This window comes from Arthrobacter ginkgonis, from assembly GCF_039540195.1.
GTDB classification, from domain to species: domain Bacteria; phylum Actinomycetota; class Actinomycetes; order Actinomycetales; family Micrococcaceae; genus Zafaria; species Zafaria ginkgonis.
Genome location: NZ_BAABEO010000009.1, coordinates 239,461 through 256,778, shown reverse-complemented (window position 1 = coordinate 256,778; position 17,318 = coordinate 239,461). Strand labels below are relative to the sequence as shown.

Sequence of the window (17,318 nt, the reverse complement as noted above, 5' to 3'; positions counted from 1 at the left end):
TTCAGACACGTGCGTCTCAAACATGGTGCAGGCAGCGGGTGACCACGCCCCACACCTCCAGCTCCGCCAGTTCCGCCACCTCGACGGCGGGTTCGTCCGCCTGCGACGCGCCGCCCTCCGCCACCAGGGAGACCCCGCGCGGAGTGGAGCGCAGGCGCCGGACGGTGAGTTCGCCGTCGTGCACGGCCACCACGACGGAACCGTCGCGCGGCGTCAAGGACCTGTCCACGATGATCTCGTCGCCGTCGGCGATGCCGGCCGCGGCCATGGCGTTCCCCTCCACGCGCATGAGGAACGTGCAGGTGCGGTCGCGGATCAGGTGGCGGTTCAGGTCGATCCCGCCGTGGAAGTAGTCCTGCGCCGGGGAAGGGAATCCGCGCGCCTCGTTCCGGGCGGGGCCGCCCCCACCGGATGCTGGCCCGGCGGGACCGGCGGGCGGATCGGCATGGAAGATCATGCCGCCACCATAGAACACATTTTCTAGCCAGGGCCCCTTTGCGGGGCGCCGTGCCCGGGGCCCGTGGCGCCGGCCGGCTTCCCGTCCCCGCGCCGCGCCCTTCATTCGGGTGCCGCGGGCGCGTACCTTCTAAGCCATGCGCATCGCCATCGTCGGGGCCACCGGCAACATGGGAACCGCCCTGCTCCACAGGATCCGCACGGCCCAGCGGGACGGATATCCCGGGGGCCTGGAGGTGGTCGGCGTGGCGCGCCGCCTCCCCGATTCCTCGGCCGAACCCTACGACGCCGCCGACTGGCACGCGGTGGACGTCTCCGCCGGGGATGCCGCGGACCGGCTCGCGGAGGCGTTCGCCGGGTGCGACGCCGTGGTGCACCTGGCCTGGGTGGTCCAGCCCAGCCACGACGAGGACGCGATGCGGCGCATCAACGTGGACGGCACCGCGGCCGTGCTGGAGGCGGCGGCCCGGGCCGGCGTCGGGCACGTGGTCTGCGCTTCCAGCGTCGGGGCCTACCGGGCCCGGCCCAAGGACCGGCGGGTGGACGAGTCCTGGCCCGCCGACGGGATCCCGAGTTCGTCCTACAGCCGCTTCAAGGGCGAGCAGGAGTCGCTGCTGGACCGCTTCGCCGCGCAGCACCCCGAGGTGAAGGTCGCGCGGCTGCGGCCCTCCCTGATCTTCCAGGCCCGGGCGGGCAGCGAGGTCCGCCGGTTCTTCGTTGGGCCGTGGCTGCCGGTGGGTGGGGTGCACCGGCTGCGCCTTCCCCTGCTGCCGTACCCGAAGGCCTTCGTCTTCCAGGCCGCGCATGCCCAGGACGTGGCCGAGGCCTACTGGCGGGTGTTGGATCGCGGCGCCGTGGGGGCCTTCAACGTTGCCGGGGAGCCGGTGCTGGGCCCCGATGCGGTGGCTTCCCTGTTCGGGGCCAGGCGCTGGCTGCCGCTGCCGACGGGACTGGTCCGCGGCGCCGTCGCGGCCGCGTGGCGGTTGCGGCTGCTCGCCGCGGACCCCGGATGGGTGGACATGGCCGCCGGGGCACCCCTGATGGACACCACCCGCGCCCGTGAGGAGCTGGGGTGGGCACCCCGGAAAAGTTCCCTCGAGGCCCTGCGCGACGTGGTGACGGGACTGGGCGAGGGGCGCGGCGTGGAAGCCTCGCCGCCGCTGCATCCGGACGGGGACGAAGCGTAGGAGCGGCCCGCGGTTCCCGCCGAAATTGCCCCTTCAACCGCGCGCCGAAGGCGCGTACCGTCGTTTCATGGGCATCAGGAACAAGGGCAGCGGCTCGCACGAGGGCAAGGCACCGCACGAGGGTGATGCGCCGTTCGAGGGCGATGCACCGCACGAGGGCAAGGCGACGCCGAAAAAGCACCGCAAGAGCCACAAGGGCGAAGTCGACGAGGGGGTCGTTCCGATCCGGGGCGATGAGAAGCTCGCCGACGACCTCGCCATGAGGGCCTACGGCGACAAGGACCACGACGGCAAGCCCGACGTCCCCAACGTCCCTTTCCCGGACTAGGGCGGGGTTCACCGGCAACCAACGACGGCGGGTGCCTCCTTCCGCCGAAGGAGGCACCCGCCGTCGTGCCGGAAGTTCCCGGGGCCTCTACTGGGCTCCGTGCGGAACGACGACGGCGCGGCCGGAGAGCTCGCCGGCCTCGAGGCGGCGGTAGGCCTCGAGCGCGTCCTCCATGCCGAAGCGTTCGATCTCCGGCACGATCTGCCCCGCCCGGTACATGGCGGCGACCTCATGCAGGTCCTCGATGGTGCCCCAGTAGGTGTTGGTGATGGTGGATTCGTAGGGGGTGCCGAAGAAGGACCATTCGTACAGGCCGTTGGCGATGCCCACAACGGTCAGGCGGGACCCGATGGCCATGGACGCGGCCGCGGTCTTGATGGTCGGGGCGGCGCCCACGAAGTCGAAGGCCGCGTCCACGCCGCGCCCGCCGGTGATCTCGCGGATCCGGGCGGCCTGGTCCGGGCCGCCGGGGACGGTGATGGCGCCGTGGGCGGCGGCCTTGGCCATGGCCTCTTCCTTCATGTCCGTGGCGATGACGGTGGCTCCGGTGAGCGCCTTGAGGATCTGCACGGCGATCTGGCCGAGGCCGCCGAGCCCGACGACGAGGGCGAACTTTCCGCCGCCGGCCAGGTTCGGCAGGGACAGCTTGATGGCGTGGTAGGGGGTCAGCGCGGCGTCGGAGAGCGGCGCGGCGGCCACCGGGTCGGCGTCGCCGAGCGGCACCAGGTTGCGGGCCGGAACCACGAGGTACTCGGCCATGCCGCCGTCGCGGCCCAGGCCGATGCCCAGGTACGGGTTGGTCGCGGCGTTCTCGCAGTAGGTGTCCTGGCCCCGGGAGCAGGCGGCGCAGTGGCCGCAGCCGACGGGACCGTAGACCAGGTAGGCGTCCCCGATCTCGAAGCCGGTCACACCCTCGCCCAGTTCCTCGACCCACCCGGAGTTCTCATGGCCCAGGACGAACGACGGCGGAACGGCGCCGGGGGTGCTGGCGTCGAACTCGTTGTAGACCGCCACGTCCGAGTGGCAGGCACCGGCGCCGGCCACCTTCAGGAGGACCTCGCCGGGACCGGGTTTCGGCTTCTCCACGTCCTTGAGGACGGGGAAGGTCTTGTAGTTCTCGAAAACAACCGCACGCATTACGCCTACTTTCCTGGGGTATCGCTTACGGTTTCAGCCTACGTCCGCATATATATGCAATTGCATCAATTTGGTGTGAGATTGAAGCTATTGGGAGGTGGCGCGGGCCACTCGGGCCCTTCAGCGGAAGCCCGGGACGGCCGGCCCCATGCCGCCTACCCGGCCCGGAGAATCCGGGACCCCGGCGATGACCGGCTCCGGGAACATGAATGACGGGCGCGCCCCGAAGGGGACGCACCCGCCGTCGTACCGATCTTTGCGCCCCGCGGCCTAACGCGCGGCCGCGGCCGCCTGGGCGGCGCCGCTGCCCTGGATCAGGCTCAGGACTTCCCCGCGGAGTTCGCCGAAGAGGGGCAGCGCCTTGGTGCGGACCTGGTGGCGCGGGACCGGAAGGTCCACCTTCAGGTCCGCGGCCAGCGTGGCCGGCCGGCCGGCGAGCACCAGCACGCGGTCCGCCAGGTACACGGCCTCGTCGATGTCATGGGTGACCAGCAGGACCATAATGCCCAGGTGATCGCGCACGCCCAGGACCAGGTCCTCGAGCTCGGAGCGGGTCTGCGCGTCGACGGAGGCGAACGGTTCGTCCATGACGATCGCCGCCGGGTCGAAGGCCAGCGCGCGGGCGATGGCCACGCGCTGCTGCATGCCGCCGGAGAGCTGCCACGGGTACTTGGCCTCGCTGCCGGCCAAGCCAACCTCGGCGAGCGCGCGCTGGACCCGGGCGGAGCGGTCCGTCTTGTTCAGGCCGGCGGACTTCAGCGGCAGGCCCACGTTGTCGGCGACGCTCATCCACGGCATCAGCGAGCGGCTGTAGTCCTGGAAGACGATCGACATGCCCCGCGGGGTGCCGCTGACCTTCTGCCCGCGGAAGGAGACCTGCCCGGCGGTGGGCTTCCGCAGGCCGGTGAGGCACTGCAGCAGGGTGGACTTTCCGGCGCCGGAGGGGCCGACGACGGAGACGAACTGGCCCGCCTCCACCTCGAAGGAGAGGTCCCTGAGGACCTGGTGGTCCCCGTAGCTATGGCCGAGGCCCTCGACGAGGAGCGACTGGTTCGCGGAGGTGCTGTTGTTGGTAGTCATTTTCTAGGCTTCCTTGTGCCGGGACTGCATGTTGATGTGCCACCAGAGAACCTTCTTCTCCACCAGCTTGAAGAGGAGATTGGCCACGTAGCCGACGATGCCCAGCACGATCAGGCCGCTCCACATCGCCGTGAGGTCGAACTGCCGCTGCGAGCTGAGGACGAAGTGCCCGATGCCGCCGGGGCGGCCCACCATTTCGACGACGACCATGGCGATGATGCCGATGGACAGGCCCACGCGGGCGCCGGCGAAGATCTGCGGAGCGGCCGAGGGCAGGACGATGTGCGTGATGGCCATCCGGCGCTTGATGTGGAACGCCCCGGCCACCTGGTTCAGGGTCGGTTCGACGGCGCGGACGCCGTCAATGGTGTTCAGCAGGATCGGCCAGGCGGCGACCATGCCGATCATCGCCACGCGCATCTCCGTGCCGTTGCCCAGGAAGATCATGAAGATCGGCACCATGGCGGTGCCCGGGATGGCGCGGACGAACTCGAGGATCGGGCGCACGGATTCCTCGAAGGGGCGCCACAGGCCCAGCAGCAACCCGATGCCCACGCCGCCGACGACGGCGATCGAGTAGCCCAGCAGCAGCCGTCCCAGGCTCGGCAGCAGGTCGGTCAGGGTGTGCTCGAAGAGCCACAGGTCCTGGAAGTCGGCCATGATCTTGGCCAGCGGCGGGAAGAACAGCGACTCGCTGGAGGCGGTGCCGAACCACCAGAGCAGCACCAGCGCGACCAGCAGCCACCCGCGGGATGCCACGTCCTTGACGGCGTTAATCATGGCTAGCGGTCCTTTCCGAGGGGTGCCACCAGAGCGCGCGGCCTTGGGCCGCCTTGAGCAGGGAGTTCAGGATCATGCCCAGCGAGCCGGAGATGATGACCAGGGCGAAGACGCGGTCGTTCCGGTCGATGACCAGGGCGTTGTTCAGTTCCATGCCCAGGCCGGGGGCGCCGCCGAGGAACTCGGAGGAGATCGCCAGCAGCAGGCTGATGGTGGCGGAAATACGCATCCCGGTGAAGACGAACGGCAGGACGCTGGGCAGGTAGATGTGCCGGACGATCTCCCGCTTGCGCAGGTGGAAGGCCTTCGCGACCAGCCGCAGCGACGGATCGATTTGCTGGACCGCGTAGATGGACTGGATCAGGATCGGCCACACGGCGCTGATCAGCACGATCGTGACCACCATCGGCCGGGTGGCCCCGAAGAACAGCAGGGTCAGCGGCAGGAACGCCACGGCGGGCACCGAGCGGAAGACGTCGATGACCACGCTGGTGCTCTTGACCAGGGCGTCGTTCAGGCCGATGAGCAAGCCGGCCACCACGCCGATGGCCAGGCACAGGGCGAAGCCGATCAGCGCGTTGCCGGTGGTGGTGCCCAAGGCGGCCCAGAACCCGGAGGTGCCGAGCTGGCTGCCCAGCTCCGCCACGGTTGCCCCGAACGTCGGAACACCCGAGCCCGGGGAGAGCCGGGCGAACACTTCCCAGACCAGGGCAAAGACCGCCAACGCAAGGATCTGGCGCCACGGCCGGGAACGGTTGCGGCCTTCCGGCCGCCGTTCGGCCGCGCCCGGGGGCACGGCCGAACGGCGCCGGGAGAGAGTGGTTGCAGTCATCCGGGGCCTACTTCAGCATGTCCGCGACAATCGTGTCCTTCAGGCCCTCTTCGACCAGCCCGTAGCGGGCCATGCGGCCCACGGCGGCCAGAAGGTCCTCGGCCGAGACCGGCTCGGTGCCCATGGTCGGGAGGACGGCCTTGGCCAGGATCTTCGGGTCGACGTCGACGTAGCCCTCGGCGACGGTGCGGCTGTTCGCGTCGTCCTCGTTGGCCTTTGCGTTGGCCTTCAGAATGGCCTCGGCGAACTTCTTGACCTTCTCCGGGTTCTTCGCAAGGTAGTCCTCGGTGGTGACGTAGGCGTAGTCGAGGCCGCCGACGCGGTCCTCGGTCGCGGCCGGGCCGAGGAGGCGCAGCTTGTCATTGGCCAGGGCCAGCACGCCAGACGGTTCGGGGACGGTGATCGCGTCGACCTGGCCCTGCTCCAGCGCAGCAAGGGTGTTGGGGACCTCGATGAACTCGAGGGTGGAGGAATCGCCGCCGTTGGCGTCCACCACGGCCCGGGCGTCGATCCAGGGCTGGCTGTTGATCTGCGGGAGGCCGATCGAGTGGCCTTCCAGGTCCTTGATGGACTTGATGTCGCTGTCGGCCCGGACGAACAGGTTGCCGAAGCCGCGGCCCAGCTCCTTGTCCGGCTCGGTGGTCACGCCGGCGGGGGCGATCATCACCAGCGGCACGCCCTGGCTGCGGGCCACGGTGGGGGTCACCATGTCCATGAGCGCAATGTCCATCGATCCACCGATCATCTGCGGAACCATGGCGGCGGCGTTCGGGCCTGCGGTCAGCTCGACCTTGACGCCAGCGTCCTCGAAAAAGCCGTCCGCTTCGGCAACCCTGGCGCCCAGGGCGTTGAGGCTCGGGAAGACGGTGAGGCGGATCGCGCCGTCCGATTCGGCGGCGGGGGCGCCGGCGGAGGACTCGGACGCGCCGCAGCCGGTCAGGGCCAGGGCGCCGACGGCGAAGAGCGCCGCAACGCGGCGGGTGAACTTGAGGTCATTCATGTGGGTCTCCTACTCGAAATGAGTGGTGGGGTGGGTCAGGGGTGCTTCGGGACGGGCCGGGTTCAGGCGAGGGCGCCAGCGGCGGCCAGGCCGTCGGCGACGATTCCGGCGATGCGCGGGCGGCGGGTCGAGATGCCTGCGGCCAGGGCGGTGGCCTCGCTGATCCGCCCGTCCACGACGAACTCACCGATCACGCTGTTGAGGATTTCGGACTGGTCGGTCTGCGCCTGGTGCCCGCAGTCCTCGACGTAGAAGAACTGCACGTTGGGCAAGGCGTCCTCCTGGATGTTGACGCCTTCGAGCGGCAGCAGGCGGTCCTGGCACCCGTGGAGGTAGACGATGGGCAGGCTCAGGCGGGGCAGCCGGTTGGAGAGGTCCATCCACTGCCTGAAGCTGCCGTCGACGGCGGCATGGCGGGAGGCGACGCCGGCGGCGTAGGACTCCTTCTGGCGTGCCGCCGCCGCGGTGCGGCGGGCCACCAGCTCGTCGGTGATGTTCTCCTTGGTGCGGATGACGTGGTTCAACACCGCGCGCATGGACTCCTCGGTGCCCTCGTAGCGCGGCGGCCAGTCCCCGCGCTCGCGGAACGGCCAGTCGATGCCGAGGCATTCGGAGAGGCCGGCCGTGGAAATCAGGGCCAGCCCGCGGACTGACTCGAAGTGGTTGGCGGTAAACAGGGCCGCGACCTGCGCTCCCTGCGAATTCCCGGCGAGGTAGAACTCGTCCAGGCCAAGGGTGGTGGTGAAGTCCCGGACGAAGTCGACCCAGCTCTTCAGGCCCAGCACCGGGTGGTGCTGGATTCGGGTGTCGGCGTGTCCGAAGCCCGGCAGGTCCGGGGCAAAGACCCGGGCCCCGCGAGCGGCCAGCGCGGGGATCATCTTGGACCAGCCGGCCGGGCCGGAGGATCCGGGCAGGCCGCCGTGCAGCAGCACGACAGCGGGGCCGGTTTCCCCGGCGGTGGCGAAATGGGCGAGCGAGCCGTCGCTCAGGCGGACGTATTCGGTGCGAACTTCAGGCGTAGTCATGCTTCCAGTCCTGTGTGGGTGGGTCGGCGGTGGTCAGGCCCCGCGGGTCAGGCATGCGCCAGCGAGCGGGGCTCGCCGCCCTGCTCCTCGCGCGGCGGGTGGTTCAGGCGCTCGTGGCCCCAGGAGTGCGGGGAGTCGTAAAGCCGCGGGATCCAGGTGGAGTCGTCGATGAGGATCCCGCCGAAGCCGTATTCGATGCCGAAGTCGGAGGGGGATTCGACGTACATCGAAATCATCTTGTCGTTGGTGTGCCGGCCGTAGGTGGTCTTGATGCGCGCGGCGCCGGCCTGCGCCCTGTCATAGGCGCGTCCGACGACGTCGATGTCATCGACCTCGAGCATCATGTGCCCGATCAGGCCCGGGCCCGTCGGGGACGCTGCGGCGAAGGCGAAGGTGTGGTGGCGGGCGTTGCAGTGCAGGAAGGTGGCGAACTGGCCCGGGGCCAGCTCGATCCTGTCGCTGAGCCGGAACCCCAGGATGTCCACGTACAGGTGCCAGTAGGCGTCCCAGTCCTTGACCAGCTGCAGCGCATGGCCGAACCCCAGGTCCCCGGTGACGAACCGCGCCCCGTTGGGGGAAACGAAGGGTTCTTCGGGCTCCAGGAAGCTGCAGAAGAGCTCGATCCGCAACGTGCCGTCCGGGTCCGGGAAGCTGGCTAGGGCCGCGACGCCGCGAGCGGAGCGCTGCTCGGCGCTCCCCTCGGTGACCGCATAGCCCGCGGCCCGCAGTTCCTCGACCAGTGCCGCGAGGTCCGCCTCGCTGGCAACCTCGTAGCCCAGGGCCGTCACCCCGTTCCGGGAACCAGCGTGGACCTCGAACCGGTAGGCCTTGTCGTCGGCCCGCAGCCGCAGGCTCCCGTCCAGGCGGGGAACGACCTGCAGGCCCAGCAGGTTGCCGCCGAAGGCTTCCCATTCGTCGAACCGGGTGGTCTCGATGACGGCGTATCCGAGGCCGATCACTTTTCCCATGGCGTTTCCCTTCGTGTGGTTGCTCTTGCTTTCAAGGAGTGTGCGCCAGGACACAGACCACGCCTAGGAATGCATTCCACATTGTGGAATGGTGTGCCGCTGGCCGGAATGGTCGCCGAAGTTCGCTACGGAGCCGAAGGGAGCGCGCGCCCGATGTGGAGGGCGGTCCGCTTCAGCACGCCCGCCAGCGTCCCCGCGTCCAGTGCGCCGGGACGGGCGGACAGGGACAGGGCGGCGACGGCCCGGCCCCGGCGCAGGATCGGCACCGCCACGCAGGCGAGGTCGGGACTGGATTCCTGGGACTCGACGGCGAAGCCCTGCGTGCGCACGGAGGCCAGCGCGGGAGCGAGCATGGCCGGGGCGGCAAGGGAGCGGGCCGTCAGCGCGGTGAACCGCGGCGGGACCGCGGGGGTCCACGCCTCGGCGGGCGTGAAGGCCAACAGGACCTTGCCGAGCGCCGTGCAGTTGGCCGGAAGCCCGCGGCCGCCCACCGCCGCCGGCGTGGGCGGGGACTCCCGCGTGCGCAGGGTGGCGAGGTAGGCGACGTCGAACCCCTGCAGCCAGGCGAGGTTCACGATGTGTCCGGTGGAGCGCTGCAACTCGGTCATGATCGGCAGCCCGGCATTGAGCAGGCCTGCCGGCTCCCCGCCCAAGGCGTTCTGGCCCAGGACGTGGAGCCGGCGCCCCAGCAGGTACGCGTCCCCGCGCCGCTCCAGCAGGCCTTCGGAAACCAGCGAGCCCAGCAGGCGGAAAACCGTCGATTTGGGCATGCCCACGCGCTCGGCGATGCGGGCCAGCGGCAGGCTGGGCTCGCCGTCGAACGCGTCCAGCACCGCCACGGCCTTGAGGATCGACGCCGGTCCCGCGGGCCGGCCCGTGGTGCCGGACGCGCCGGCCTTGGCCGCCCGCTGGCCGGCCTGGACCTCACCGCCGTGGTGCGCAACGGTCACGCTTCCCACCCCTTTCACGCGTTTGTTGGGCTCGCTTCGCGTCGAACCTAGGGGATCCCGGCCGCGTGGACAAGATTTATGGAATACGTTCCACATTGTGGGATGACAAGTTGGAGTGTGGCCTAAACCACGAGTTCAATGGCGTCCAAGCCGAGGTCGGATCGGCCGTGGCTGCCGAGGCTTGGCCAGCGATGCCGAGGTAGCGCGATGTGGACTGGGCGGTGCCGCGCCGCCCGCCCGCAACGCGGCCCGCGGTTCCCCAAGGCCATCCACTCCCCCAGCCAGCCCCCATCGCTTCGCCCACCCGCTTGCCCCATCCACTTCGCCCACATACGAGGAGCAGACATGTTGCAGACACTGGAAACCACCACCGGGCTCGCCGCCTACGTGCGTGACCATGCCGCCGAGGCCGACGCCGCGGGGCAGCTGCCCGCCGAGATGGCGGCGAAGATGCGTCAGGCCGGCGTCATACGCATGCTGCAGCCGGTCGATTTCGGCGGCGCGGAGGAGCATCCGCTGGAGTTCTTCGACACCGTCCTGGAGATCGGCGCCGCCTACCCGTCCGCGGGGTGGGTCACCGGCGTCGTCGGCGTCCATCCATTCGAAATCGCGCAGGCGGACCGCCGCGTCCAGGAGGAGATCTGGGGCCAGGATCCAGATACCTGGGTCGCCTCCCCCTACGCCCCCATGGGACGGGCCCACCGGGTCGACGGCGGCTACCTGCTCTCCGGACGCTGGCCGTTCTCCTCGGGCACCGACAACTGCGAGTGGGTCGTCATCGGGGGCATCCTGGAACCGGAGCCGGGCCAGGACGGCCCCGGCGAGCGCCGCCACTTCATCCTCCAGCGCGACCAGTACGTGATCGATCAGGAAAGCTGGAACGTGATCGGCCTCAAGGGCACCGGCAGCAAGGACCTGGTGGTCCAGGATGCCTTCGTGCCGGACTACCGCATCGTGGACCCGGCCCGGATCTCCTCCGGCGAGGCGGCCCGCGAGGCCGGCCGCGACATCCCGCTCTACCGGATGCACTGGTACATGATGTTCTCCGCCGCCATCACCGCCGGCACCCTGGCCATCGCCCAAGGCGCGCTGTCCGTGTTCGAGGAAACGGTCTGCAGCGCCTCCCGCGAAGCCACCGCAAAGGCCCTCCGCGACCCGCACCTGATGTCCGAGCTGGGCAACGTCTCCGCCGAACTGGAACGCTCCCGCACCCAGTTCCGCCACGACATCACGGAGATGTATGCCCAGGCCCAGGCCAACGTCCCGGTCACCGACGCGCAGCGGCTGACCGTCCGCCGCAACCAGGTGGGCCTGGCCCTGCGGGCCGTGGCCTCGGTCGAGAAGCTGTTCCTGCTCGGCGGCGGCCACACCATCCGCGAAACCGGTGCGTTCCAGCGCTACTGGCGGGACATCCACTGCGCCGGCAGCCACTCGGCGAACTTCGCCCAGCCGGTCTTCTCCGCCTACGGGGCGTTCCGGATGAACGGTGAGATCCCCGCGGGTGTGCGATTCTAGTTGTCCCGGCAGCAGCTCCCCTTGCCCCGCCGCCGAACCCGTCGACACCCGCGCGAAAGGCCTTCCCGATGGACACCGCAATCGACAAGGCCCTGGTGATCCTGGAAACCCTCAGTGGAGGCCGCTCCGGCAGGCCCTTGGCGGAGATCGCCGCGGAGACGGGGCTGCCCAAGACCACGGTTCACCGGCTGCTGTCCATCATGCAGCACCGCGGGTTCGTGGACCGTTCCGAGGCCGGGGGCTACCTGGTGGGGCGGAAGGTCATTTCGCTGGGCCTGGCCGCGGCGGAGAAGGATTCGCTGGTGCTGGCGGCCCGGCCGGTCCTGGGCACCCTGGTCGAGCAGACCCAGGAAACCGTCCAGCTGGGCCTGTTGCAGGGCAGCCAGGTGCTCTACATCGACCGCAGGGAACCGGCGGATGCGACGGTCCGGCTGGCCCGGACCCCTGCCCTGCTGGCCGAGCTGCACACCTCGGCCATGGGCAAGGCCATCCTGGCCTTCGGCCGGGAAGAGACGGTGGAGGCCTTCCTGGCGGCGCCGCTGAGCCGGTACACGGACCAGACCGTCACCGATCCGGTAAAGCTGCGCGAGGAACTCGAGCACATCCGGCGGACCGGCGTGGCCCGGGCCGACCGGGAACGCTACGAGGGCGTCGTGGCGCTCGGCGCGCCGGTGCTCGACGCCGACGGGTACGCCTTTGCCGCGGTCAGCGTCGCGGGACCGGCGCACCGGATGGATGAGGCCAAGTGCCGGCTCATCAGCGAGGCGCTGCCCCCGGCGGCGGCCGAGCTGACGGTGCTGGTCAGCCGCCTGCGCTGAGAGGTGCGGGGCCGCGGCTAAGGCTTAGACCGCCAGCAGGGCCAGCAGCGACAGTCCCGCGACGAGGATCCAGGAGGCCAGGGCCAGCACGACGATCCGCGAACCCTTGCCCGCGAAGTCACGGATCCGGACGCCGGCACCCAGCCCGAAGAGCGCCATGGTGAGCAGCCACTCCTGGACATGGGCTGCGGCTTCCAGCGCGCCCGCGTCCAGGACCCCCAAGCTGCGCAGCCCGACGGCGGCCAGGAAGCCTGCCACGAACAGCGGCATGGCCGGAGGCAGCTTCCCCTCCGCCGTCCGCCCGGCGCGGCGGGAACGGATGCGCCCCGCGGCCGAGACCGCCAGCACCATGGGCGCCAGCATGAGCACCCGGGTGAGCTTGACGACGACGGCGACCGCCAGCGCGGCCGAGCCGGCGGTCTGGGCGGTCGCGACCACCTGGCCGACGTCGTGGACGCTGGCGCCGGCCCAAAAGCCGAAGTCCTCCGGCGAAAGTCCCAGGAGCGCCCCGGCCATGGGCAGCACCAGGATGGCCAGCGTCCCGCACAGGGTCACCATCGCCACCGGGGCTGCCTCGTCCCGGCGGGCGGCGCCGGTCGCCGCGGACATGGCCCCGATGGCGGAGGCCCCGCAGATCGAAAATCCGGCAGCCATCAGCAGGGGCTGCTGGCCGGGAAGCCGCAGCGCCCTGCCCAGCCCGTAGGTGCCGAAAAAGGTAAGCACGAGGATCCCGACGACGGCGCCCAGCGCCGCCCACCCGAGCCCCAGGACGTCGATGAGGCTGAGCTTGAGCCCCAGCAGCACGATGCCCAGGCGCATGAACTTCGTCGCGGCAAAGCGCAGGCCCGGCCCAAGGACGCCGTCGACGTGCCGCGCGGTGGCGGGGACGTTCGCGGCGGCAACGCCGAGGACGACGGCGACCGTCAGGGCGGGAACGGCGGGGACCAGCAGGTGGGCCGGCCCCGCAAGGACCGCCGCGAGGGCCGCCGTCGCAATCCCCGGGAGGACGCCGGCCGCTGCTGCCCACCGCGGACCGCCCGGCACCTTGCGCCTGCCGCGCCCCGCCGCTTCCCCGGTGGCCCGATCCGAGGTCACGGGCCGGCCAGGGAGGCGCCGGCCGCCAGATCCCCGGCGACCGCCGCCGGCGGGCAGGGTCGCGGGGCCCCGGTCCGTGCATGCTTCATGGTTTTGAGCGTCTCACGAATGGTGCCCTAACGCTCATTGGGGGCACTCATCGGGGCGCTCGCCACGGCACGCGTCAGCGCTGCGGCGCTACAGTCCCAACCCCAGCTCCGGCCGGAGCTGCTCGCTGAAGGACAAGACGGGCGCGGTGGCCACCGGATCGCCCAGGCCCCCGACCTCCAGCACGGCGGCCCCGGTGATGCGGTCCCCGGCCAGGTCGCCCAGCGCCCGGTCGGCCTCGGCCAAGGGATAGGGCACGGTGGTGGGCCGCAGCGGGATCCGTGCGGCCAGGTCCAGGAAGGCCTCTCCGTCGGCGCGGGTGTTGGCGGTGACGCTGCGCAACTGGCGCTCCTGGAAAAGCTCCTCCGCATAGTTCAGGGCGGGGATGTCGCTGAGGTGGATGCCTGCCACCGCGAGCGTGCCCCCGCGGTCCAGCGCGCGCAGCGCCGGAGGCACCAGCGTCCCTGCCGGAGCGAAGAGGACCGCCGCGTCCAGCTTGGCGGGCGGCTCCTCGTCCGCGGCCCCGGCGAACGTTGCCCCGAGTTGCAGCGCCAGCTGGCGGGCGTCCTCGGAGCGGGTCATCACGTACACCTCGGCACCTTCGTGCAGCGCGACCTGCGCGGCCAGGTGCGCGGAGGCGCCGAACCCGTAGATGCCCAGCTTCCCGCCCGGCGGCAGGTCGGCCCGGCGCAGGGCCCGGTAGCCGATGATCCCCGCGCACAGCAGCGGGGCGGCCTCGCGGTCCGGGATCGCCTCCGGGATCCGGTAGGCGTAGTCCTCGGGGACCGTGGCAAGTTCGGCGTAGCCGCCGTCGTCGTCCCATCCGGTGAAGCGCGGGGTGAGGCAGAGGTTCTCGTCGCCGCGGAGGCAGAAGCGGCACTCGCCGCAGGTGCCGCGCAGCCAGGCGATGCCGATCCGCTCGCCCACGCGGAAGCGGCTGGATCCCACGCCGAGTTCGATGACGTCGCCGACCACCTCGTGGCCGGGCACCGTATGGGTGCGGTGGGGCTGCAGGTCGCCTTCGGCCAGGTGCAGGTCGGTGCGGCAGACCCCGCACACGCGCACCGCGACCAGGACTTCTCCGGGTCCGGGGCGCGGATCGGGGCGTTCGCCAAAGCGCAGCGGAACGCCCCCGATCGGGCCGGGCTGTTCCACCCACCATGCCTTCATCGCGGCTCCTCTCGGCTGGTCGAGTTAGGGCTGGTCGTGTCGGACCTGGTCGAGGTCCGGCCGGCACCAGTCTTGCACCCGGTCCCGGCACACGGAACCCGCAGGGGCAGCGCGATTTCTCCCGTTTCTCCGGTCCTCCGCGCGGCGTGTCCGGGAAACGCTCGGCGTGTCGCGGCGTTGCCCTGCGGACAACGGGGAGATCTTCCCGGTGGTGCGGCCGCGGGCGCAAAGGGGTGCGCGGTTGGCCGGAAAACGATGTCTCCGGCCAACCGCGCACGGTCCGGTCTGGCGGGCGCCTGCTCGGCGCCCGGTCTATGCGACCACGGGGACGGGATGGATCTCGTCGGCGGGGTGTCCGGTGCGCTCGTGGATGCGCTTCACGGCATCCGCGGAGGGGGCTTCGGACAGGCAGAAGACCGTGCCGGACTCAGGGTCCGCCCACGCCTTCTTGAACTCGACCTTCTCGTCCGCCTGGATGGCCACGTCGGCATTGTGCGCCTCCCGCAGACCCTCTGGCGTGATCCCGACCATCCCATGGTGAACATCCATGAACTCCGGCATGGCGACCTCCCGGATATTTTCGTTACCTTCTGACGGCTTTAGGGTAGGTCTGCCCCCGGGCGGCAACAATGTGGCCGGGCACAGCAAAGAGCGCCGGGTTTTGGGGTCGCCGAAAGGCGTTCGCCAAGCGCGCCCAGTCAACCGTAACCGCGACGAAACGAAGGGTGAGGGCGCCCGAAACGCGGCGGCGCTTCACTTGATCCATGGGCCGGCCCGGTGCCCGGGGGGCGCCGGCCCGGCCCACCTAAGAACACAAGCGAAGCATGCCCTGCGCGAGGCCGAGGTGGCGTTCGCAGAGCGGGGTTCCACCGGGGATCCCGGGCTCCTCAGCGCGCCGCTTTTAGAACCGGGCGTTGGCCACCAGAATCCAGATCGCCAGGACGCCGAGCGCCACGACCGACGCCCCCGTGGAGACGACGGCGACGATGTCAGCCTCGATACGGCCGGCGCTGATTCCCTCGGATCCGCTGCGGTACCGGCGCCGCTGCGACGCATAGATCCCGGTGGCGGCGAGGCCGGAGAGCAGCACCAGCACCACGATCGCCTGCCCATAGTGCGGCAGCCACCGCAGGAACACCGCCGAGGCCACGAACAGGCTCAGCATGGTCCGGCCCCAAGCCATCACGGTGCGTTCGGGCTGCAGTCCGGGGTCGTCGTGCAGACGGGCAGCAGGTTCGGAGCCGCCGCTCATTGGAGCACGATCACGGCGACGACGACGGCTGCGGCGATGGCACCACCCAAGCCGAGCAGCGGCGCCAGCAGGGGCAGCGGCAGCGGGCGCCCGTGGCGCATGCTGGCCTCCACGCGCAGCCAGCGCACGGTGGCGCCGAGGCTGAGCAGCAGGCCGATGATGACGATGAAGAGGGACAGCACGGTGCGCCACGGATCGGGGATGGCGGTCCCGGCGAACGCCTCCAGGGCGATGCCGCCGGCGATGAAGGCCAGCGCGGTACGGATCCACGCCAGGAAGGTGCGCTCGTTGGCCAGCGTGAAGCGCGGATCCGGCTCTTCCCCTCCGGGAAGCAATGCTTCGGAGATACGGGACCGGGGGTGGGACATCGGGACCTTCACTTCCTGGGATTCTGTTCGTTTCTGGCTTCCGGGGCTGCGCACGGCGGACGCTCCCCGTTTCGCTCCCCCTGAAGACAGTATCGCTGTCAGCCACAGCCGTCGTTTCCCCATCCCCCTTCCCGCGGCCAATTTCCGTCCGCTATTCTGTCCGAACCGGCCAGGGGGCGGCCGCCATGTACGGCACATTGGGGGAACATGCCGCTGCACAGCCCTGACCATTTCGAGCCTGACCACTTCGGAAACACCTTCCCGAACCAGCCGGGCAATCCCATCCCGTCGATCCCGTTTGCACCCCAGAGGGTCCGAAAATCCGGAACCGGCCGGATTCCGCAGTGGGCCGTCGACGAGGCGCTGGGAATCCGGCCGCCCATCATCCCGCGCCGGACCCGCACGGCACGTTTCCTGTCCTTCGGGGCGGCGCAGAGAAGCAACTCCAGGACAAAGCGGCGCCCGGTGGTTCTCCGCCCGCGGACCGTGCTCAGGACGGCCGTGGTGGTCGCCGTCCTGCTGTGCTTCTACTTCGGCACGGCGTTCGTCGACCGGAATGTCGCGCCCGTTGTGGAGGCCTCCCTGCCGTGGTCGAGCGTTCCACCGCAGGGCGTCGAGGCCGCCGCGCAGCCGCTCGGGACTCCGCCCGACGTCGCGGAATCCACGGCCTACCGGCTGTTGGAGCCGCCGGATTCGTCCCAGCCCTTCGCGGCCTACGACCCGTGCCGGCCCATCCACTACGTCATCCGCCCCGACAACGCCCCACCGGACTCCGAGGCCCTGGTCCACCAGGCCGTGGCGGAGATCTCGGCCGCCACCGGCCTGCAGTTCGCCTACGACGGGCTCACGGAAGAGGGTCCGTCGAACAGGCGGGAGTCCTACCAGCCCGATGCCTACGGCAAGCGGTGGGCACCCGTCCTGATCGCGTGGTCTTCGCCCACCGAAAGCCCCCGGCTGGCCGGGGACGTTGCCGGGCTGGGCGGCAGCGCCACCATCAAGGAAACGGGTACCCCCTATGTCCGCGTCAACGGCCAGATCGAACTGGATGGCCCCGACCTGACCGAAACGCTGGTCGAGCCGTACGGCCCGGACCGGGTGCAGGCCGTGATCATGCACGAGCTCGGGCATGTGCTGGGTCTGGGCCACGTCGACGATCCGAGCCAGCTCATGTACGGCGGCCCGAACAGCGTGACGGAGCTGCAGGACGGGGACCGCGCCGGGCTGGCGGTGCTGGGCTCCGGCGCCTGCGTGCCGCAGCTGTAGCCGGCGG

The 17,318-nt window shown here is 70.6% G+C and carries 19 protein-coding genes; 5 read left to right on the top strand and 14 right to left on the bottom strand.

Annotated elements, in window-relative coordinates; all coding sequences use genetic code 11:
- Positions 1-16 precede the first annotated feature (16 nt).
- Complete coding sequence (locus ABD912_RS07780; RefSeq protein ID WP_345149806.1) at positions 17-457, bottom strand: LexA family protein; 441 nt, start codon at positions 455-457, stop codon at positions 17-19.
- A gap of 136 nt (positions 458-593) precedes the next feature.
- On the opposite strand from ABD912_RS07780, the gene ABD912_RS07775 reads away from it, so the two are divergent.
- Both ABD912_RS07775 and ABD912_RS07770 read left to right on the top strand, forming a co-directional pair.
- A complete protein-coding gene (locus ABD912_RS07775; protein ID WP_345149805.1) occupies positions 594-1,643 on the top strand; it encodes an NAD-dependent epimerase/dehydratase family protein in 1,050 nt (349 codons plus the stop codon).
- A 67-nt stretch (positions 1,644-1,710) separates the two neighbouring features.
- Positions 1,711-1,971 carry a hypothetical protein gene (locus ABD912_RS07770; RefSeq protein ID WP_345149804.1) on the top strand — a complete coding sequence of 87 codons (261 nt, stop codon included), beginning with the start codon at positions 1,711-1,713 and terminating at the stop codon, positions 1,969-1,971.
- Positions 1,972-2,058: 87 nt separating this feature from the next.
- Here the strand turns inward: ABD912_RS07770 and ABD912_RS07765 are convergent, their stop codons facing one another.
- From ABD912_RS07765 to ABD912_RS07730, 8 genes are all read right to left on the bottom strand, one after another.
- Positions 2,059-3,108: an NAD(P)-dependent alcohol dehydrogenase gene (locus ABD912_RS07765; RefSeq protein WP_345149803.1), complete on the bottom strand. Its 1,050-nt coding sequence runs from the start codon at positions 3,106-3,108 to the stop codon at positions 2,059-2,061.
- A 270-nt stretch (positions 3,109-3,378) separates the two neighbouring features.
- Positions 3,379-4,188, bottom strand: coding sequence for an ABC transporter ATP-binding protein (locus ABD912_RS07760; RefSeq protein ID WP_345149802.1), 810 nt, complete (start codon positions 4,186-4,188; stop codon positions 3,379-3,381).
- Positions 4,189-4,191: 3 nt separating this feature from the next.
- Positions 4,192-4,968 (bottom strand): ABC transporter permease, encoded by a 777-nt coding sequence (locus tag ABD912_RS07755; protein ID WP_345149801.1) that lies wholly within the window; start codon positions 4,966-4,968, stop codon positions 4,192-4,194.
- Positions 4,961-5,800: an ABC transporter permease gene (locus ABD912_RS07750; RefSeq protein ID WP_345149800.1), complete on the bottom strand. Its 840-nt coding sequence runs from the start codon at positions 5,798-5,800 to the stop codon at positions 4,961-4,963. The genes ABD912_RS07755 and ABD912_RS07750 overlap by 8 nt, the downstream gene beginning before the upstream one ends.
- A gap of 7 nt (positions 5,801-5,807) precedes the next feature.
- A complete protein-coding gene (locus tag ABD912_RS07745) occupies positions 5,808-6,800 on the bottom strand; it encodes an ABC transporter substrate-binding protein (protein ID WP_345149797.1) in 993 nt (330 codons plus the stop codon).
- A gap of 62 nt (positions 6,801-6,862) precedes the next feature.
- Complete coding sequence (locus ABD912_RS07740; RefSeq protein ID WP_345149795.1) at positions 6,863-7,825, bottom strand: alpha/beta fold hydrolase; 963 nt, start codon at positions 7,823-7,825, stop codon at positions 6,863-6,865.
- A 47-nt stretch (positions 7,826-7,872) separates the two neighbouring features.
- Positions 7,873-8,793, bottom strand: a complete 921-nt coding sequence (locus ABD912_RS07735) for a VOC family protein (protein ID WP_345149793.1) — start codon at positions 8,791-8,793, stop codon at positions 7,873-7,875.
- A 125-nt stretch (positions 8,794-8,918) separates the two neighbouring features.
- Complete coding sequence (locus ABD912_RS07730; protein WP_345149792.1) at positions 8,919-9,743, bottom strand: IclR family transcriptional regulator; 825 nt, start codon at positions 9,741-9,743, stop codon at positions 8,919-8,921.
- Between the two features lie 345 nt (positions 9,744-10,088).
- On the opposite strand from ABD912_RS07730, the gene ABD912_RS07725 reads away from it, so the two are divergent.
- Positions 10,089-11,258: an acyl-CoA dehydrogenase family protein gene (locus ABD912_RS07725; protein WP_345149791.1), complete on the top strand. Its 1,170-nt coding sequence runs from the start codon at positions 10,089-10,091 to the stop codon at positions 11,256-11,258.
- 68 nt (positions 11,259-11,326) lie between these two features.
- Positions 11,327-12,076 (top strand): IclR family transcriptional regulator, encoded by a 750-nt coding sequence (locus ABD912_RS07720; protein WP_345149789.1) that lies wholly within the window; start codon positions 11,327-11,329, stop codon positions 12,074-12,076.
- Between the two features lie 24 nt (positions 12,077-12,100).
- Here the strand turns inward: ABD912_RS07720 and ABD912_RS07715 are convergent, their stop codons facing one another.
- From ABD912_RS07715 to ABD912_RS07695, 5 genes are all read right to left on the bottom strand, one after another.
- Positions 12,101-13,120 carry a YeiH family protein gene (locus tag ABD912_RS07715; protein ID WP_425548036.1) on the bottom strand — a complete coding sequence of 340 codons (1,020 nt, stop codon included), beginning with the start codon at positions 13,118-13,120 and terminating at the stop codon, positions 12,101-12,103.
- A gap of 228 nt (positions 13,121-13,348) precedes the next feature.
- On the bottom strand, positions 13,349-14,428 hold the full coding sequence (locus ABD912_RS07710) for a zinc-dependent alcohol dehydrogenase family protein (RefSeq protein ID WP_345149786.1): 1,080 nt from the start codon (positions 14,426-14,428) through the stop codon (positions 13,349-13,351).
- Positions 14,429-14,740: 312 nt separating this feature from the next.
- On the bottom strand, positions 14,741-14,977 hold the full coding sequence (locus ABD912_RS07705) for an SCO4226 family nickel-binding protein (RefSeq protein ID WP_345149984.1): 237 nt from the start codon (positions 14,975-14,977) through the stop codon (positions 14,741-14,743).
- A 352-nt stretch (positions 14,978-15,329) separates the two neighbouring features.
- The gene (locus ABD912_RS07700) at positions 15,330-15,680 is read right to left on the bottom strand and encodes a DUF202 domain-containing protein (RefSeq protein ID WP_345149784.1); all 351 of its coding nucleotides are present in this window, start codon (positions 15,678-15,680) and stop codon (positions 15,330-15,332) included.
- Entirely contained in the window at positions 15,677-16,048 is a 372-nt protein-coding gene (locus ABD912_RS07695) for a YidH family protein (protein WP_345149782.1), read from the bottom strand. Before ABD912_RS07695 ends, ABD912_RS07700 begins: the two co-directional genes overlap by 4 nt.
- Before the next feature lie 207 nt (positions 16,049-16,255).
- On the opposite strand from ABD912_RS07695, the gene ABD912_RS07690 reads away from it, so the two are divergent.
- On the top strand, positions 16,256-17,311 hold the full coding sequence (locus ABD912_RS07690) for a matrixin family metalloprotease (RefSeq protein WP_345149778.1): 1,056 nt from the start codon (positions 16,256-16,258) through the stop codon (positions 17,309-17,311).
- The last annotated feature ends 7 nt before the right edge of the window (positions 17,312-17,318 follow it).

Coding starts and splice junctions, on each gene's coding strand:
- ABD912_RS07760 (WP_345149802.1), bottom strand. CDS start 4,188: ATGACTACCAACAACAGCACCTCCGCGAACCAGTCGCTCCTCGTCGAG.
- ABD912_RS07705 (WP_345149984.1), bottom strand. CDS start 14,977: ATGGATGTTCACCATGGGATGGTCGGGATCACGCCAGAGGGTCTGCGG.
- ABD912_RS07735 (WP_345149793.1), bottom strand. CDS start 8,793: ATGGGAAAAGTGATCGGCCTCGGATACGCCGTCATCGAGACCACCCGG.
- ABD912_RS07710 (WP_345149786.1), bottom strand. CDS start 14,428: ATGAAGGCATGGTGGGTGGAACAGCCCGGCCCGATCGGGGGCGTTCCG.
- ABD912_RS07770 (WP_345149804.1), top strand. CDS start 1,711: ATGGGCATCAGGAACAAGGGCAGCGGCTCGCACGAGGGCAAGGCACCG.
- ABD912_RS07690 (WP_345149778.1), top strand. CDS start 16,256: ATGCCGCTGCACAGCCCTGACCATTTCGAGCCTGACCACTTCGGAAAC.
- ABD912_RS07700 (WP_345149784.1), bottom strand. CDS start 15,680: ATGAGCGGCGGCTCCGAACCTGCTGCCCGTCTGCACGACGACCCCGGA.
- ABD912_RS07750 (WP_345149800.1), bottom strand. CDS start 5,800: ATGACTGCAACCACTCTCTCCCGGCGCCGTTCGGCCGTGCCCCCGGGC.
- ABD912_RS07740 (WP_345149795.1), bottom strand. CDS start 7,825: ATGACTACGCCTGAAGTTCGCACCGAATACGTCCGCCTGAGCGACGGC.
- ABD912_RS07775 (WP_345149805.1), top strand. CDS start 594: ATGCGCATCGCCATCGTCGGGGCCACCGGCAACATGGGAACCGCCCTG.
- ABD912_RS07720 (WP_345149789.1), top strand. CDS start 11,327: ATGGACACCGCAATCGACAAGGCCCTGGTGATCCTGGAAACCCTCAGT.
- ABD912_RS07765 (WP_345149803.1), bottom strand. CDS start 3,108: ATGCGTGCGGTTGTTTTCGAGAACTACAAGACCTTCCCCGTCCTCAAG.
- ABD912_RS07780 (WP_345149806.1), bottom strand. CDS start 457: ATGATCTTCCATGCCGATCCGCCCGCCGGTCCCGCCGGGCCAGCATCC.
- ABD912_RS07725 (WP_345149791.1), top strand. CDS start 10,089: ATGTTGCAGACACTGGAAACCACCACCGGGCTCGCCGCCTACGTGCGT.
- ABD912_RS07695 (WP_345149782.1), bottom strand. CDS start 16,048: ATGTCCCACCCCCGGTCCCGTATCTCCGAAGCATTGCTTCCCGGAGGG.
- ABD912_RS07755 (WP_345149801.1), bottom strand. CDS start 4,968: ATGATTAACGCCGTCAAGGACGTGGCATCCCGCGGGTGGCTGCTGGTC.
- ABD912_RS07745 (WP_345149797.1), bottom strand. CDS start 6,800: ATGAATGACCTCAAGTTCACCCGCCGCGTTGCGGCGCTCTTCGCCGTC.